Origin of the sequence: Spirillospora sp. NPDC048824 (assembly GCF_043198455.1) — a bacterium.
In the GTDB taxonomy this organism is placed as follows: Bacteria; Actinomycetota; Actinomycetes; order Streptosporangiales; family Streptosporangiaceae; genus Spirillospora.
The window spans coordinates 201,474-217,330 of sequence record NZ_JBICUS010000006.1 but is presented as its reverse complement, the minus strand read 5'-3'; the positions used below and the strand labels follow the sequence as shown (position 1 = coordinate 217,330).

The following is a 15,857-nucleotide window of genomic DNA, read 5'->3' as shown; positions in this document are numbered from 1 at the left end:
GCGGCCGGGACGGGCGGTATCTCCTCCGCCGATCACCCCGCTGCGCGTCGTTTTCCCCCGCGCGCGCCTACCAATCTACCCGGCGCTGTGGATGAGTTTGCGGTCGAGGCGCCGGACGAGGGCCTCGTCCCGCCAGCTCAGCCGCTTTCGCAGGTGAACGACGGTGCCCCTGTCGGGCGAGGTGTCGATGTCCAGGTCATCCACCAGAGCCCGCATGATCCTGATCCCGCGGCCGGACTCGCTCATCACCCCCCGATCCTCGGGGGCCGGCCGGGGCCCGCGGCCCCGGTCCATGATTTTGAGCACACAGACGCCCTCGTCCACGTGTCCTGTGACCTTGTACTCACCGGCGGCGCGGGCATGCTGGACGACGTTCGTGCACGCCTCGGAGGTGGCGACCAGCACGTCGTCGACGCAGTCGTCGGAAACGCCCAGCCCCCGCAGCGCGTCCCCGACCACCCGCCTGATCACCGGGATGGTGAGCGCCTCGCGCGGAAGCGAGAGCGAGAACCTCATATCCACCCGGACACCTCGTCCATGCCCCGGGCTTCCTGGCCGTTCCCCCGGTCCCCGGAGCGTGCTCGACGACTCGACGCAGCTAACACTTCCCCGGCGGAAACTTCCGTAATCGCTATACTCACGGGTCGTTGCGGGAAAACGCCGTGGAACGCGCCACTCCATCCAGTACCAGAACGGCATTCCATGCCATTTCCGGCTAGAGAACGCGGACCTCGAAGTTCTCGATTACGGGGTTGGCCAGCAGCGTCTCGGCGATCTTGCCGACCTGCTCCAGGGCGGCCTCGTCGGCCTCTCCCTCGACCTCCACCTCGAACCGTTTGCCCTGCCGGACGGCCACCACCCCGTCGTACCCCAGCTGCGGCAGCTTGCGGGCGATCGCCTGCCCCTGCGGGTCCAGGATCTCCGGCTTGAGCATGACGTCGACGACGACACGCGCCACGACCGCCCCCTCACTGGTCTGCGCTTTTCCTTACGATCCTGAAGCGTACGGCACCATTGCCCATCACGGACCACCCGCACCCCCGGAGCAGCCCGATGAACATCGAGGACCTCACCCCCGCGGAACGCCGCCTTTGGGAGGCCTTCCCCAAGGGCGAATCCGTCGACCTGTCGTCCGGCGACCCCGCCTACGACGACCTCGGGCAGGCCGACCGGTGGGGTCGTGAGCGGACGGTCAGGGCCGAGGTCCTCGTCGCCCTGCTCGTCGGCGCGGTGGAGCCCCAGCCGGGTCAGGTCGCCGCCGTCCGGCTCGGCGGCGCCCGCATCACCGGTTCGCTGAACCTCGGGCACGCGGAGGTCGGCGTCCCGCTGGCGCTCACCTCGTGCTCATTCGACGAGGCCCCGCATCTGTACTGGGCGAGCATGAACAGCGTCCACCTGATGCGCTGCCGCCTGCCGGGCCTCATCGCGTCCGGTACCAGGGTCGACGGGCATCTGTGGCTGGAGGGCAGCCGCATCTCCGGGGGCCTGTGGCTGGACGGCGCGAACATCACCGGCATCCTCAACATGTCGGGCGTGCAGTTGAGCAACCCGGGCGGGGACGCGCTGCTCGCCGACCGCCTCGCCGTCGAGGCGAACGTGTACTGCGACCAGGGCTTCGCGGCCAACGGGGAGGTCCGGCTGCCCGGTGCCCGCGTCGGCGGCCAGCTGATCTTCCGGGGTGCGCGGCTGCACAACCCGTCCGGCGCGGCCCTGTACGCCAGCCGCCTGGACGTGGCGGCGAACGTGTTCTGCGACGGCGGGTTCTCCGCGGAGGGCGAGATCCGGCTCCGGGGCGCCCGCGTCGGCGGCTACCTGTCGTTCGTGGGCGCACGCCTGTCGGCCCCCCAGCGCACCGCCCTGAACGCGGACGACCTGGGTGTGGAGACCGACGTCTACTGCTCGGACGGCTTCAGCGCGGTCGGCGCCGTCAGCTTCGCCGGCGCCCGCATCACCGGCCAGCTCAGCCTGCGCGACGCCCGGCTGCGGAACGAGGAGGGGACGGCGCTCAGCGTGCAGCGCATCCAGGCGGAGGAACTCCTGCTGCGCACCGCCGAGCCGATCCACGGCATCGCGGACCTGTCCTACGCCCGTGTCAACCTGCTGCGCGACGACGCCAAGTCCTGGCCGGAGCGCCTCCAGTTGGACGGCCTGCAGTACGAGACGCTCGAACCGCCGCTGACGGCACGTGAACGTCTCGACTGGCTGCACCGCGACACCGACGGCTACGCCCCGCAGCCCTACGAGCGCCTCGCCCAGACCTACCGTGCCCTCGGCCTGGACTCCGACGGGCGTTCGGTCCTGCTCGCCAAGGCCCGGGACCGCCGCAAGACCCAGGGCTTCCCCCGCAAGATCGTCGGCTGGCTGCAGGACGGCCTGGTCGGCTACGGCTACCGCCCGTTCCGTGCGGCGAGCTGGCTGGTCGGCCTGCTCGCCTTCGGGACGATCATCTTCTCCTTCCACAAGCCCGCCATTCTGAACAGTGACGACAGCCCCCATTTCAACGCGTTCATCTACACGCTCGACCTGATCCTGCCCATCGGCGACCTCGGTCAGGAGAGGGTTTTCGCCCCCGACGGCGTCTACCAGTGGATCGCCATGTTCATCGTCACGGCCGGCCTGCTCCTCGGCCTGACGGTCGCCGCCGGAGCCACCCGGGCCCTCTCCCGCGAATGAGCCGGCCTGCCCGGTGTCGGCGCGGTGGCGTGTATCACGTTTGGGTCAGGGGATGTGCCTAAGGGTAGGGACCTCGGTGGCGGACTTGCATCGCGAGGTGTGATGTCTGCCACGATGGCATAAGCGGCTTTTGTCCCTTACCGGGGCCCAAGGTCGTTGACATCGGCCGGACGTGCGGCGATCCCGCGCGGCGGCCCCGAACGAGGAGTGTCATCGATGACGATCGACTCCGTGCGCGGTGCGCCCGGCACCCCCGAGCTCGCCGGGCCAGAGCTCGTCCAGTTGCTCACCCCCGAGGGCGAGCGCGTCGAGCATCCCGACTACCCCCTGGACCTCAGCGCCGAGGAAGTCCGCGATCTGTACCGCGATCTCGTGATCGTGCGCCGGATCGACCTGGAGGCCGTGGCGCTCACCCGCCAGGGCGAGCTCGGCATCTGGGCGTCGCTGCTGGGGCAGGAAGCGGCGCAGATCGGGTCAGGACGCGCTCTGTCCGATCACGACATGGTGTTCCCGACGTACCGGGAGCACGGCGTGGCGTGGTGCCGGGACGTGGAGCCGCTGAGGCTGCTCGGCCTGTTCCGGGGCGTCAGCCACGGCGGGTGGGATCCCGCCGAGCACGGCTTCCACCTGTACACCATCGTGATCGGCAGCCAGACGCTGCACGCCACCGGGTACGCGATGGGCATCCAGCGGGACGGCGTGCTGGGCACGTCGTCGGCGGGCGCGACGATCGCGTACTTCGGGGACGGGGCGACATCGCAGGGCGACGTGAACGAGTCGTTCGTGTTCGCCTCGGTGTTCAACGCACCCATCGTGTTCTTCTGCCAGAACAACCAGTGGGCCATCTCGGAACCGCTCGAACGGCAGTCCAGGATTCCGCTCTACAAGAGGGCGCAGGGATTCGGGTTCCCGGGCCTGCGGGTGGACGGCAACGACGTCTTCGCCTGCCTGGCCGTGACCAGGAAGGCCCTGGAGAACGCCAGGACGGGACAGGGCCCGACCCTCATCGAGGCGTACACGTACCGGATGGGCGCCCACACGACGACGGACGACCCCACGCGCTACCGGCTGAAGGCCGAAGAGGAGGCGTGGAAGCTCAAGGACCCGATCGAGCGCGTCAAGGCGTACCTGGTGCGGAGCGACCTGGCGGACTCGGGGTTCTTCGAGAAGGTCGACGACGAGGCCAAGCAGATGGCGAGGGAACTGCGGGAGGCGTGCCTGGCGCTGCCGGACCCCGAACCCCTGTCGATGTTCGACCACGTGTACGCGGACCGGCATCCGATGATGACCGAGGAGCAGGAGCAGTTCGCCGCCTACCTGGCCTCGTTCGAGGAGGAGGCGAAGTGACCACCCTGACCCTCGGCAAGGCGTTGAACGAAGGCCTGCGCAAGGCCATGGAGAACGACCCGAAGGTCCTCATGATGGGCGAGGACGTCGGGAAGCTCGGCGGGGTCTTCCGGATCACCGACGGGCTGCAGAAGGACTTCGGCGAGGAGCGGGTCATCGACACGCCGCTCGCCGAGTCGGGCATCGTCGGGACGGCGATCGGGCTGGCGCTGCGGGGCTACCGGCCCGTGTGCGAGATCCAGTTCGACGGGTTCGTGTTCCCCGCGGCCGACCAGATCATCACGCAGCTCGCGAAGATGCGGATGCGGTCGCTCGGCACGCTGTCGCTGCCGGTCGTCATCCGGATCCCGTGCGGCGGCGGCATCGGGGCGGTGGAGCACCACTCGGAGTCGCCCGAGGCGTACTTCACGCACACCGCCGGCCTGCGCGTGGTGGCGTGCTCGAACCCGGCGGACGCGTACTCGATGATCCAGCAGTCGATCACGTCCCCCGACCCGGTGATCTTCTTCGAGCCGAAGCGGCGGTACTGGGAGAAGGCCGAGGTCGACACCGAGTCCGCCGACTGGACGCCGCTGCACCGGGCCCGGGTCGTCCAGCCGGGCGAGCACGTGACCGTGCTGGCCTACGGGCCGTCGGTGAAGACGTGCCTGGAGGCGGCCGCCGCGGCCGCCGAGGAGGGACGGTCGCTGGAGGTCATCGACCTGCGGTCGCTCAACCCGCTCGACATCGGCACCGTGGTGGAGTCGGTGAACCGGACGGGACGCTGCGTCGTCGTCCACGAGGCACCGGTGTTCAACGGGTTCGGCGCGGAACTGGCCGCGCGGATCACCGAGAAGTGCTTCTACCGGCTGGAGTCGCCGGTGCTGAGGGTCGGCGGGTTCTCCACGCCGTATCCGCCGTCCCGCATCGAGGACCATTACCTGCCCGACCTCGACCGCATCCTGGATGCCGTCGACCGGACCTTCGGGTGGTGACGCGGTGAGCCAGCCGAAGACCTTCAAGCTGCCGGACGTGGGCGAGGGCCTGACCGAGGCCGAGATCGTCAAATGGCACGTCCAGCCCGGTGACACGGTCGAGATCAACCAGACCATCGTCGAGATCGAGACGGCGAAGGCGATCGTGGAGCTGCCCTGCCCGTTCGAGGGCGTGGTGACCGCACTGCTGGTCGCCGAGGGCGAGACCGTCGACGTCGGCATGCCGATCATCTCCGTGGACGCCGACGGGGACGGCGCCGTGGCGACGCCGGTGTCCGAACCTCCCGCGCAGGCGGCGGCGATCAAGAGGGATGGCGTGCCGCGCGTCGAGGAGCCGGGCATGGTGTCCCCGGAGAAGCCCCCGAAGCGGCAGCCCGTCCTCGTCGGGTACGGGGTCAAGGAGGGCGCGACCAAGCGCCGCCAACGCAAGTCGACGAACGGAACGCCACCGCCGGCGGCGGCAGCGCCCCCGCCACCGCCCCCGGCTCCGGCACCGGCTCCGGCACGTCAGGCTCCGCCGGCTCCTCGTCCACAGCCTGTGGACAACGGGTTGCCGCTGGCGAAGCCGCCCGTCCGGAAAATGGCCAAGGACCTCGGCATCGACCTCGCGACCGTCACCGGGTCGGGCCCGCAGGGGTCGATCACGCGCGACGACGTCGCCGCCGCCCAGGCTGCGGCGGAGGCGCCGCGGGTTCCCGTCCAGGCGGGGCCGCGGGAGGAGCGGATGCCGGTCAAGGGCGTCCGCAAGGCGACCGCGGCGGCGGTGTCCGGCTCGGCGTTCACCGCGCCGCACGTCACCGAGTTCCTCCAGGTCGACGTGACGCGGACGATGGAGACCGTGAAACGGCTCCGCGAGCTGCCCGAGTTCGCGGACGTGAAGGTGTCGCCGCTGCTGCTGGTGGCGCGGGCGCTGCTCACGGCCGTGGCGCGGAACCCGCAGGTGAACTCCACGTGGGTGGACGACCCGTCGGGCGACGGCCGGTCCGGCGCGGAGATCGTCGTCAAGCGGTACGTGAACCTCGGGATCGCGGCGGCCACCGACCGGGGCCTGATCGTCCCGAAGGTGAAGGACGCGCAGGACCTCGACCTGCCCGGCCTGGCCGGCGCGATCAACGCCCTGGCGGAGAAGGCGCGGGCGGGCAAGGCGTCCCCGGCCGACCTGTCCGACGGAACGATCACGATCACCAACGTGGGCGTGTTCGGGGTGGACACCGGCACCCCGATCCTCACGCCCGGTGAAGCCGCGATCCTGGCGTTCGGCCAGATCCGGGACATGCCGTGGGTGCACGAGGGCGAGCTGGCGATCCGGAAGGTCACCACGCTGTCGCTGTCGTTCGACCACCGGATCGTGGACGGCGAACTGGGGTCGCGGGTGCTCCGCGACGTCGGCGACATGCTGGAGGACCCGATCCGCATGCTCGCCTGGGGGTAACTCAGGGATCGACGGAATCGTGGGGCCGGTGCCGTGCAGGCGGCACCGGCCCCACTTCTTCGGGGGCGAGCGTTCAGGGGACGGGCGGGTTGTTCTCTCCGTCGTAGGTGCGCTCGTCCCGCCTCTCCTGGAACCGCGGGCCGCGCTGCTGCCCACCCGTACGCGACATCATCAGCAACTGGAGCGCGAACGACACCCCGCCGACGATGATCAGAATTACGCCGATGACGTGAATGTCCACCGGGTCCGTCATCGCGTCCGGGCTGATCGCGAACTTGAGGATCAGTCCGAGCGTGATCGTGAAAACACTGACGCCGACACCCATGCGATGACCTCCGCCAGACGATCCGTAGCCGTGCTCTTTAACTATCCGTTCGGATCGCCGGTCACACGTCGAACGGGCGGCAGGTAGGTCACCGCGACAGCCCGTCCCCGCCCGGGACGGGGTCGTCGCCCTCGCCGGCCCGTCGGGCGTTCCAGGTGGCGATCAGGCTCACGAGGAGTCCCAGCGCGCCCCCGGCGATGAGGACCACGCCGAAGATCTGCAGCATCCACGCGTCGGAGTTGGTCTCGTCGTCGATCGTGAACGCGAGGAGCGAACCGAACAGGACGCAGAAGAGGGCGAGGAGAAGGCTGGGAGCGGCACGCATGTGGTGGATCTCCTCCACTACGAGACTGGAACCTTGTCGACCTTTCCGAAAGGGCCACCATTGAAGACGACGGACGTGATGTCCCCCGATGGCGCTGGTACATAGACGAAGCCGCGGACCGGCTGGTTCATTTCCGTCCGGAAAACGGCGCGTCCCGGGTCGGCGTAGGCGCCGGCGGCGTCCGGCGACGCGGGCCCGATCCGGACGGCTCGGTAGACGGTCTGGTCACCCGGCACCTGGATGGAGAAGGAGGTGAACACGCCTCCCGGATAGTCCTTGTGCGCGTAGGAGGCGTCGGGCGGCGTCGTGCCGGGCCCTTCGTTCACGATGTCGAACACGGCGACGATGTAGGCGCCGTCCCGGTAGAACGGTTTGACGTCCAGGCGCCGTTTCGCCTCACCGAAGCGTCCGTAGCGGCTGGCGACCGTCTCGCCGTCGTCCGCCCGGAACCCGGCGGGAGCGGCGCCACGGCCCGGGATCGCGGACGGGCTCGGCGACCCCGCCGGCGGCCGCTTCACCTGGTAGGTGATCTCGACGCGGCGGTTGCGGGCGCGCGCCTTGGCGTCGTCCGCGCCGCCCTCCTCGGCGACCGGCTCCGCCTCGCCCATGCCGCGCGACGTGTAGGTGTAGCCGTCGCCGAGCCGGGACTTCATCTCCTTCAGCACGGCCTCCGCGCGCTCCTTGGACAGCTTCAGGTTGTCGGCGTCGCCGCCTTCGCCGTCGGTGTGCCCCTCGAACGTCAGGGGGCTCATGGCCTTCGCCTTGATCTCCTGCGCGGCCTGGTCCAGGACGGTCTTGGCCCGTCCGGACAGTTCGGCGGAGCCGGTGGCGAAAAGCACGTCGGTGTGCAGGTCGACCGTCACCCACGAGCCGCTGGACGCGACGTCCTTGATCTCGCCCTCGGTGATGTCGTACAGGTCGGCGGGATTGCCGCGCTGCCGGGCCGAGGCCGCGGCGGCCGCGTCGCCGGTGCCGGTCACGGGAACACCGGTGAACTCCCCCGCCGTGCCCGGCGTGAGCACGGTGACCTTCTCGACGCCCGCCGGAATGGCCGGGTACTCGGCGGCCATCTCACGGGTCGCACCGGGCGCGAACCCGTCCCCGCTCGTGGACCCGGTGGGCCGGTAGAGCAGGCGTCCGACCGGGTCGAGGAGCCTGATGGCGAACGCGACGGACTTCGTGGACGAATCCAGAGACGTCACGCTGTAGCGCAACACCGACTTGGTGCCCTGCCGCTCGACACCCTTGATCTGAACACGCGCGTGCAGCCCGTCCGCCCCGCCGAACCAGCCCTCCTTGGCGAACCCTCCCCCGGCGTTCGCGGGACGGGCCGAGCCGACGACCCCCGCCGTCGGCGGATCGACCTTCTCCGCCTCACCACCGCCGCCGCAGCCGGCAAGGAGCAGCAACCCCGAAAAGGAGACGGCGAGGGGCAGGGCACGGCGCATCGATCATCCGTCGGGGGGAAGGACGGGCGGGGGACGGGGGCCAGAGTAGTCACCCCGGACGCACCCCGCCAGATCCCGGCGGAGGGCACCTCCGGTGCGTTGGACCGGTCAGCCGGCTTGCGAGCGGCACACGCGGCGTTTGGGGATACGGCCGGGCTGTAACAGGGCGTCATCGCATGTCCCGAAGAAGTGACAAGATCTTGTGGAGTCCTTACACATCGCTGTCGCCTGACACAGCGTGGCAAAAACCGCATACGCTCACAGACCGTGATCTCAACTTCGACGCCGTCCGCCGGGCGGCTCAGCGCGGCGTGCGCCGCCCTGCACACCCCGTTCTCTCTGGATGCCCCGTGGTCTGGCTGATCTGGGCGGTGATGGGCGGGGTCCTGGCCAACGGCCTGCGCATGCGCCGCAGGGTCACCGGCCTGTCCACGCTGTCCGCCTCAAAAGGATCCCTTGACGGATTCACGGCCGTCACGGCCACCGACGCCGACGTCCCCGCGCCCGTCCTTCAGGCCGCCGCCGAGCACGCCCGGCGGGGCGGGATCGGGATGCTGGACCTGGTTCCGTCCGACCTGCCGGTGGAGCAGGCTCTCGACCTGGTACGCCACGTCGATCCGCGGTCCTACCGCGGGCAGTGGTTCGGGCTCGGCCGGGGCGCCGGTTACACGGTGCTGCTGGAGACGGGGGCCTTCCAGCGAGCGAAGACCTCCTTGGAACGCTCCGACATCCCCCTGCCCGGCTCCGCCGAACCCACCGGACTCGACGCCGGCGAGATGGGCGAGACCACGGGACGGCTCCGGTTCTACGTCAAGTCCGCGGACATGGTGGTCGCCCCGTTCCACGCCGTCGACCGGACCGGGCAGCGGCGGGCCTGGCTGCGCTCGCTGGCGCTGTCGCTGCCGCCCTCGGTGGCGCTGCCGCAGACGTCCTACTTCGCCGGGGCCGCCTACCTGCTCGTGCTGTCCAGCCTACTGATCGACGTCCGCTGGGGACTCGGGCTCGTCCTGCTCTACTGCCTGAGCCCCTACATCGTGTTCGCCCGGACCCCGCTGGCTCCCGCGGACCTGCACCTGGCCGCCTGGACCCGCCCGGTCGCCACGCCGCTGTCGATCTGGCGGACGCTGCGCGCGCCCCGCACCAGGTGGGAACGGCGCCTGCTGGACCGCCGGGAACGCGCCCGGGAGTGGTACTGGAAGGAGATCGAGGCGGGCGTCGAGCGCTTCCAGGGCGAGCGGTGCACCGAATGCCCGTGGTGCGGATCCGCCGAGCTCACCCGCCACGTGGTAACCCGGGACGTCATCCTTGGGAAGCCGGGCCGGTTCCCCCTGGACCGCTGCAAGCAGTGCGGGCACATCTTCCAGAACCCCAGGCTGACCCCGGACGGCCTGGACTTCTACTACCGCGACGCCTACGACGGGCTCAACGAGCAGACGACCGAACTCATCCTCAGCTCCACCAACAGCGACTACCTCGCACGCGCCCGAATGGTGCAGCGGCTCGGCACGCCCTACCGCTGGCTGGACGTCGGCACGGGCAAGGGCCACTTCTGCCGCGTAGCCCGCACCGTGCTCCCCGAGACCGCGTTCGACGGACTGGACATGGGCACCGGCGTCGAGGAGGCCGTCCGCCGCGGCTGGATCGACCGCGCCTACAACGGCCAGTTCTTCGACCTCGGACCCGAAATGGCCGGCCGTTACGACGTGATCAGCATGAACCACTACCTGGAGCACACCGCCGACCCGCTGGCCGAGCTGGACCTGGCCGCCAAGGTCCTCGCCCCCGAGGGGCTCTTCCTGCTGGAGATGCCGGACCCGGAGTCCCCGTTCGCGAAGCTGCTGCGCACGTTCTACCTGCCGTACCTGCCGCCGCAGCACCTCCACCTGATCCCCATCGGCAACCTCGAGCGGGCCCTTCGCGAGCGGGGCATGGAGGTGGTCGCCGTGCACCGCCGGGAGGCGCGCCGCGGCGGCGACCTCGGGGGCGGTGCCGCCTGCCTGATCAACCTGATCGGGGTGGACCTGGAGCATCCGTGGCGGAGCCCGCACCGGCCCGGCGTCCGGCAGTACGCCCGCATCACGGCGGGCCAGCTGGTCGGCCTTCCCCTGCTCACCGCGGCGACCGTGCTGGACCTGCTGATCATGCCGTTCCGGCGCGGCAGCAACACCTACCGCATCCTCGCCCGGAAGGTGCCCGCGGCCTGATGGCACCGTCGCCCGGCCGACCATTCGGCGATCTCGCCCCGGTGGCCGAGCCGAGGCGGGTGTCGCGTCCACGTCGGGTCAGAAGGCGGTGGGGCGGGCGACGTACCCGGCCTTCTTCACCGCGGCGACCAGTTCGTCGGTGCCGGCCTCCGCGGGGTCGTGGACGACCTCGACCCTGGACGAGGCGAAGTGCACCTTCACCGACTCGACGCCGCGGAGCCGGCCGACCTGCTTCTCGATCTTGTTGATGCAGGACGGGCAGGAGAAGCCCTCGGCTCGCAGGATGGTCGTCGTGGTGTTCGCTGTCGCGTTCATGGTCCCGGTTTCCCTTCTTACTCGCCGGTCCGTTCTCTTGATGACGGCTTCACCGTAGGCAACCGGGACGCCGGATTCCTTGACGTGGATCAAGCGCCCGCAGGCCCGGGGGCGCTGCGTGGCAAGCTGGCATCATGGCCGAGGACGACCTGTGCGTGACCCGTGTCCCGATCTTCCAGGGACTGACCCGTGCGGAGCAGATCGAGGTCGCGGGCCTCGCTCGCCCGGTGTCCGTGACGAAGGGTGAGACCGTCCTCGCCCCGGAGCGCGGAGCGTCCCGCCTGCTGGTGATGCACAGTGGGCGCCTCAAGATCAGCCACGTGGCGGCCAGCGGCCATGAGCAGATCCTGCGCACGGCGTCCGAGGGGGACGTGGTGGGCGAGCGGGCCTTCCTCACGGGTCACCGGCCAGAGCACTTCGCAGTCGCTCTCGAAGACAGCCGGATGTGCGCGTTCGACCATCGTGACCTTTCGCCGCTGCTGCACGACCACCCGGAGATCGGCCGGCGGATGCTGCGCACGCTGTCGGACCGGCTCGCCTCCGTCGAGCGGCTGCTCGCCGCGGTCACCTCCAGCGACGTCACCGCCCGTATCGCGGCCCATCTGCTCGACCTGCCGGCCGATGTGCGGGACGGGGTCCCCGCGGTCCGGCTGCCGATGGCGAAGAAGGACGTGGCCGCCTACCTGGGGACGACGCCGGAGACCCTCAGCCGCTCCCTCGCCGCCCTGTCCGCGGACGGTGTCATCGAACTGCGCGGCCGCCGCGACGTCGTCATCCTCGACGTCGAGGCTCTCGATCACGCGGCCGTGCCCCGCTGACCGTTCCGCCCCTGAGCGGCTTGACCCGCGTCAAGGAACGTCAAGGCGTCCCGGCCTAGCGTCGGAGGCAGACGTTGACAGGGCGTTGTGAGGAGTTGAGTCGGATGGGTTCTTGGCGGTGGAGAGTGCCGCTGGTGAGCGGCCTCCTGATCGTCGCGTCGTTCGCGGCCTCGGCCGCGTCGGGCGCGGACGCGCTCGGTGACGCGCTGATGGTCGCGGCGGCGGCGGTGGCCGGATGGGGCATCGCGGTCAAGGCGGCCCGTGCCCTGATGGTCCGCGTGGTCGGCATCGACCTGCTGGTCTCGGTGGCCGCGATCGGCGCGGTGATCATCGGCGAGTACTGGGAAGCGGCCGCGGTGACGTTCCTGTTCGCCGTGGGACACGCGCTGGAGAACGCGACGCTGAGCAGGACGAGATCGGCCCTGGCCGAGCTGGTCGCGGTGGCCCCCGAGGTCGCCGTGGTGCTCCGCGGCGGTGAGCAGGTGGAGGTGCCCGCCGCCTCGGTGGCGGTCGGGGAGGAGGTGCTGGTCAAGAACGGTGCCAGGGTTCCGGTCGACGGTGAGGTCACCGGCGGCACGGGGGCGCTGGACGAGGCGTCGATCACCGGTGAGTCGATCCCCGTGGAGAAGACCACCGGCGACGAGGTGTACGCCGGAACCGTCTCCATGGGAGGTTTCCTCCAGGTGCGGGCCGCCGGCGTCGGTGCCGGCACCACGCTGGCCCGGATCATCCACCGGGTCGAGGAGGCCCAGGACGCCAAGGCGCGCACCGCCGCGTTCATGGACCGGTTCTCGTCCTGGTACACCCCGGCGGTCATCGCTCTGGCACTGGCCTTCGGCCTGGCGACCGGCGATGCCGTGCTCGCGCTGACGCTGCTGGTCATCGGCTGCCCCGGCGCCCTGGTCATCTCCATACCGGTCGCGATCGTCGCCGGCATCGGGCGCGGCGCCAAGGACGGCATCCTGATCAAGGGTGGGGAGTATCTGGAGACCTCCGCCAGGATCGACGCCGTCGCGCTGGACAAGACCGGCACGCTGACCGAAGGCCGCCCGTACCTGACCGACGTGGTGCCCCTCGGCGCGGCGTGGAGCCGCGCGGACGTGCTCGGCTGGGCGGCCCGCGCCGAGGCCGGCTCGGAGCATCCGCTGGCCCGTCCGATCGTCGACGCGGCGCGCGGCGAGGGGCTCGACATCACCGGCCTGCCGGAGGCCACCGAGCCGGTGCCGGGGAAGGGCATCGTCGCGACCCTCGACGGGCACCGCGTCGCGGTGGGCAACCTGGCCCTTCTGGAGGACGAGGGGGTCACGTCCGCGGTGATCGCCGGCGTGGTCGACGAGCTCGCCGCCGCGGGCCGGACCCCCATGGTCGTGGCCGTGGACGCCCGTCCGGCCGGTGTCGTCGCCGTTGCGGACCGGGTCCGCTCCGATGCGGCGCGGATGGTCGCCGACCTGCACGCCGCCGGTGTGAAGAAGGTCGTCATGCTCACCGGGGACACCCGGCGGGTCGCCGAGGCGGTCGCCGGGCAGGTCGGTGTCGACGAGGTCCGTGCGGAGCTGCTGCCGGAGGGCAAGCTGGAGGCCGTCGCCGGCCTGCGCGCCCGCGGGCACGTGGTCGCCATGGTCGGCGACGGCGTCAACGACGCCCCCGCCCTGGCCACCGCCGACATCGGCGTCGCGATGGGCGCGGCGGGAACGGGCGTGGCGATCGAGACCGCGGACATCGCCCTGATGAAGGACGACCTGTCCAAGCTGCCCCGGGCCATCGCCATGGCCCGCAGCACCGTCTCGGTCATGCGCCAGAACATCTTCATCGCCCTCGGCACCGTCGGCGCCCTGCTCGCGGGCGTCCTTCTGGGCGGTGTCACGATGGCGATCGGGATGCTCGTCCACGAGATCTCGGTCCTGGTGGTCATCGGCAACGCGATGCGTCTGCTGCGCCGCCGCGGCACGCCCCGGACCGCGGGCGGCACGCCCGACCGGACGCCGCACCGGTCCGAGGCCCGGGATCCTGACCGGCTGGCATCGTGACCCGACGACAGAGGCGGCCGAAGGGAAAGCACCCCCTCGGCCGCCGGCCTCTGGCGCTAGAAGGACTCTTCGGGGAGTTCCATCAGGTCCAGGGTGGTGGACTCGGTGGTGGCGCGGTCGGCCGCCAGGCGCGGCAGGACGGTCTGGCAGAAGAACTGCGCGGACGCGACCTTGCCGTTGTAGAACGCCTTGTCGGAGTCGGACACGCCGCCGCCGCCGAGGGCGGTGAGGGCGACCTCGGCCTGGCGGGCCAGCAGCCAGCCGACGATGAGGTCGCCGAGGGCCATCAGCAGGCGGGACGAGTTGAGCCCGATCTTGTAGAGCTCCTTCGGGTTCTCCATCGAGCCGAGCGCCCACCCGACCATCGGGTCGATGATGCCCTGCACGTCGTCCAGGGCGCGGCCGAGCAGCGCCCGCTCGTTCTTCAGCCGGCCGTTGCCGGCCTCGGACTCGGTGAACTTCCTGATCTCGCCGGTGAGCACCTTGAGCGCCTCGCCGTTGTCCCGGACGATCTTGCGGAAGAACAGGTCCTGGCCCTGGATCGCGGTGGTGCCCTCGTACAGGGTGTCGATCTTGGAGTCGCGGATGTACTGCTCGATCGGGTAGTCCTGCAGGAAGCCGGACCCGCCGAGGGTCTGCAGCGACTCGGCGCCGAGCAGGGCGTACGCGCGTTCCGAGCCGAAGCCCTTCACGATCGGCAGCAGCAGGTCGTTGATCTTCTCGGCGATCTCGTCCTTGCGGCCCTCGTGCCCGGCGATCTGCACGGCGTCCTGGTAGGACGAGGCGAGCAGCACCAGCGCCCGCATGCCCTCGGCGTACGCCTTCTGCGTCATGAGGCTGCGGCGGACGTCCGGGTGGTGGGTGATCGTCACACGCGGGGCGGTCTTGTCCGTCATCTGCGTCATGTCCGCACCCTGCACGCGCTCCTTGGCGTACTCGAGCGCGTTCAGGTAGCCGGTGGACAGGGTGGCGATGGCCTTGGTGCCGACCATCATCCGCGCGTGCTCGATGACGAGGAACATCTGCCTGATGCCCTGGTGCACGCCGCCGACCAGGTAGCCGACGGCCGGGTGCTTCTCACCGAAGGTCAGCTCGCAGGTCGTGGAGACCTTGAGGCCCATCTTCTTCTCGACGTTGGTCACGTAGGCGCCGTTGCGCTCGCCCAGCTCGCCGGTCTCCACGTCCACCATGTACTTGGGGACGAGGAACATCGACAGGCCCTTGGTGCCGGGGCCGGCGCCCTCGGGGCGGGCGAGCACCAGGTGGAAGATGTTCTCCGACATGTCGTGCTCGGCCGAGGTGATGAAGCGCTTGACGCCCTCGATGTGCCAGGTGCCGTCCGGCTGCTCGACGGCCTTGGCGCGGCCGGCGCCGACGTCGGAGCCGGCGTCCGGCTCGGTCAGCACCATCGTGGCGCCCCACTGCCGCTCACGGGCCAGCTCGGCGAACTTCTTCTGCTCCGGCGTGCCGATGCGCCAGAGGATCTGGGCGAAGCTGGGGCCGGACGAGAACATGTAGACGGCGGGGTTGGCGCCGAGCACCTGCTCCGCCACCGCCCAGGTCAGGGAGCGCGGGGCGCCGGTGCCGCCGAAGTCGGGGCCGAGGTCGAGGCGGTACCACTCGGCGTCCATCCACGCCTTGTACGACTTCTTGAAGCTCTCCGGCATCGTCACGGCGCCGGTGGCCGGGTCGAACTCCGGCGGGTTGCGGTCGGCGTCCTCGAAGGACTCCGCGAGCGGGCCCTCCGCCAGGCGCTTCATCTCGTCCAGGATGCTGCGCGCGGTGTCCTCGTCGAGGTCGGCGTACGGGCCGCTGCCGAGGAGGTCCTGGCGCCTGAACACCTCGAAGAGGTTGAACTCCAGGTCCCGGAGGTTGCTCTTGTAGTGCCCCATTCGAGACTCCGTCTGGTCCTGCGGGCCCGGCGGCGCCGCGCGTCTACTACTGACTGGTTTTACTCGCTAGTAACTCA

The 15,857-nt window shown here is 70.4% G+C and carries 14 protein-coding genes; 7 read left to right on the top strand and 7 right to left on the bottom strand.

Annotated elements, in window-relative coordinates:
- Nucleotides 1–75: 75 nt before the first annotated feature.
- Nucleotides 76–516, bottom strand: a complete 441-nt coding sequence (locus ACGFIS_RS14245) for an ATP-binding protein (RefSeq protein ID WP_392911187.1) — start codon at nt 514–516, stop codon at nt 76–78.
- Nucleotides 517–715: 199 nt separating this feature from the next.
- Nucleotides 716–958: a phosphoribosylformylglycinamidine synthase subunit PurS gene (purS, locus tag ACGFIS_RS14240; protein ID WP_392911184.1), complete on the bottom strand. Its 243-nt coding sequence runs from the start codon at nt 956–958 to the stop codon at nt 716–718.
- A gap of 95 nt (nt 959–1,053) precedes the next feature.
- Here purS and ACGFIS_RS14235 point away from each other — a divergent pair, with 95 nt between their 5' ends.
- From ACGFIS_RS14235 to ACGFIS_RS14220, 4 genes are all read left to right on the top strand, one after another.
- Nucleotides 1,054–2,673 carry a hypothetical protein gene (locus ACGFIS_RS14235; protein ID WP_392911182.1) on the top strand — a complete coding sequence of 540 codons (1,620 nt, stop codon included), beginning with the start codon at nt 1,054–1,056 and terminating at the stop codon, nt 2,671–2,673.
- A 216-nt stretch (nt 2,674–2,889) separates the two neighbouring features.
- A complete protein-coding gene (gene pdhA, locus ACGFIS_RS14230; RefSeq protein ID WP_392911180.1) occupies nt 2,890–4,020 on the top strand; it encodes a pyruvate dehydrogenase (acetyl-transferring) E1 component subunit alpha in 1,131 nt (376 codons plus the stop codon).
- Complete coding sequence (locus ACGFIS_RS14225) at nt 4,017–4,994, top strand: alpha-ketoacid dehydrogenase subunit beta (RefSeq protein ID WP_392911178.1); 978 nt, start codon at nt 4,017–4,019, stop codon at nt 4,992–4,994. The genes pdhA and ACGFIS_RS14225 overlap by 4 nt, the downstream gene beginning before the upstream one ends.
- On the top strand, nt 4,966–6,426 hold the full coding sequence (locus ACGFIS_RS14220) for a dihydrolipoamide acetyltransferase family protein (RefSeq protein WP_392911176.1): 1,461 nt from the start codon (nt 4,966–4,968) through the stop codon (nt 6,424–6,426). The genes ACGFIS_RS14225 and ACGFIS_RS14220 overlap by 29 nt, the downstream gene beginning before the upstream one ends.
- Nucleotides 6,427–6,499: 73 nt before the next feature.
- Here ACGFIS_RS14220 and ACGFIS_RS14215 read toward each other — a convergent pair whose 3' ends face one another.
- From ACGFIS_RS14215 to ACGFIS_RS14205, 3 genes are all read right to left on the bottom strand, one after another.
- Nucleotides 6,500–6,751 (bottom strand): DUF6458 family protein, encoded by a 252-nt coding sequence (locus ACGFIS_RS14215; protein WP_392911174.1) that lies wholly within the window; start codon nt 6,749–6,751, stop codon nt 6,500–6,502.
- 88 nt (nt 6,752–6,839) lie between these two features.
- On the bottom strand, nt 6,840–7,076 hold the full coding sequence (locus ACGFIS_RS14210; RefSeq protein WP_392911172.1) for a hypothetical protein: 237 nt from the start codon (nt 7,074–7,076) through the stop codon (nt 6,840–6,842).
- Between the two features lie 17 nt (nt 7,077–7,093).
- Complete coding sequence (locus ACGFIS_RS14205) at nt 7,094–8,524, bottom strand: OmpA family protein (protein ID WP_392911170.1); 1,431 nt, start codon at nt 8,522–8,524, stop codon at nt 7,094–7,096.
- A 350-nt stretch (nt 8,525–8,874) separates the two neighbouring features.
- On the opposite strand from ACGFIS_RS14205, the gene ACGFIS_RS14200 reads away from it, so the two are divergent.
- Nucleotides 8,875–10,728 carry a class I SAM-dependent methyltransferase gene (locus ACGFIS_RS14200; RefSeq protein ID WP_392911168.1) on the top strand — a complete coding sequence of 618 codons (1,854 nt, stop codon included), beginning with the start codon at nt 8,875–8,877 and terminating at the stop codon, nt 10,726–10,728.
- Between the two features lie 78 nt (nt 10,729–10,806).
- Here the strand turns inward: ACGFIS_RS14200 and ACGFIS_RS14195 are convergent, their stop codons facing one another.
- On the bottom strand, nt 10,807–11,043 hold the full coding sequence (locus ACGFIS_RS14195; protein WP_392911166.1) for a heavy-metal-associated domain-containing protein: 237 nt from the start codon (nt 11,041–11,043) through the stop codon (nt 10,807–10,809).
- Between the two features lie 134 nt (nt 11,044–11,177).
- Between ACGFIS_RS14195 and ACGFIS_RS14190 the strand changes: the two genes are divergently transcribed.
- Both ACGFIS_RS14190 and ACGFIS_RS14185 read left to right on the top strand, forming a co-directional pair.
- Nucleotides 11,178–11,861: a Crp/Fnr family transcriptional regulator gene (locus tag ACGFIS_RS14190; RefSeq protein ID WP_392911164.1), complete on the top strand. Its 684-nt coding sequence runs from the start codon at nt 11,178–11,180 to the stop codon at nt 11,859–11,861.
- Nucleotides 11,862–11,995: 134 nt separating this feature from the next.
- A complete protein-coding gene (locus tag ACGFIS_RS14185) occupies nt 11,996–13,888 on the top strand; it encodes a heavy metal translocating P-type ATPase (protein WP_392911162.1) in 1,893 nt (630 codons plus the stop codon).
- A gap of 56 nt (nt 13,889–13,944) precedes the next feature.
- Here the strand turns inward: ACGFIS_RS14185 and ACGFIS_RS14180 are convergent, their stop codons facing one another.
- Nucleotides 13,945–15,780 carry an acyl-CoA dehydrogenase gene (locus ACGFIS_RS14180; RefSeq protein WP_392911159.1) on the bottom strand — a complete coding sequence of 612 codons (1,836 nt, stop codon included), beginning with the start codon at nt 15,778–15,780 and terminating at the stop codon, nt 13,945–13,947.
- Nucleotides 15,781–15,857: the final 77 nt, after the last annotated feature.

Bases quoted from the DNA above. Each gene is read 5' to 3' on its own strand.
- ACGFIS_RS14220 (WP_392911176.1), top strand. From the start codon at position 4,966: ATGCCGTCGACCGGACCTTCGGGTGGTGACGCGGTGAGCCAGCCGAAG.
- ACGFIS_RS14245 (WP_392911187.1), bottom strand. From the start codon at position 516: ATGAGGTTCTCGCTCTCGCTTCCGCGCGAGGCGCTCACCATCCCGGTG.
- ACGFIS_RS14195 (WP_392911166.1), bottom strand. From the start codon at position 11,043: ATGAACGCGACAGCGAACACCACGACGACCATCCTGCGAGCCGAGGGC.
- ACGFIS_RS14190 (WP_392911164.1), top strand. From the start codon at position 11,178: ATGGCCGAGGACGACCTGTGCGTGACCCGTGTCCCGATCTTCCAGGGA.
- pdhA (WP_392911180.1), top strand. From the start codon at position 2,890: ATGACGATCGACTCCGTGCGCGGTGCGCCCGGCACCCCCGAGCTCGCC.
- ACGFIS_RS14210 (WP_392911172.1), bottom strand. From the start codon at position 7,076: ATGCGTGCCGCTCCCAGCCTTCTCCTCGCCCTCTTCTGCGTCCTGTTC.
- ACGFIS_RS14205 (WP_392911170.1), bottom strand. From the start codon at position 8,524: ATGCGCCGTGCCCTGCCCCTCGCCGTCTCCTTTTCGGGGTTGCTGCTC.
- ACGFIS_RS14235 (WP_392911182.1), top strand. From the start codon at position 1,054: ATGAACATCGAGGACCTCACCCCCGCGGAACGCCGCCTTTGGGAGGCC.
- ACGFIS_RS14180 (WP_392911159.1), bottom strand. From the start codon at position 15,780: ATGGGGCACTACAAGAGCAACCTCCGGGACCTGGAGTTCAACCTCTTC.
- ACGFIS_RS14215 (WP_392911174.1), bottom strand. From the start codon at position 6,751: ATGGGTGTCGGCGTCAGTGTTTTCACGATCACGCTCGGACTGATCCTC.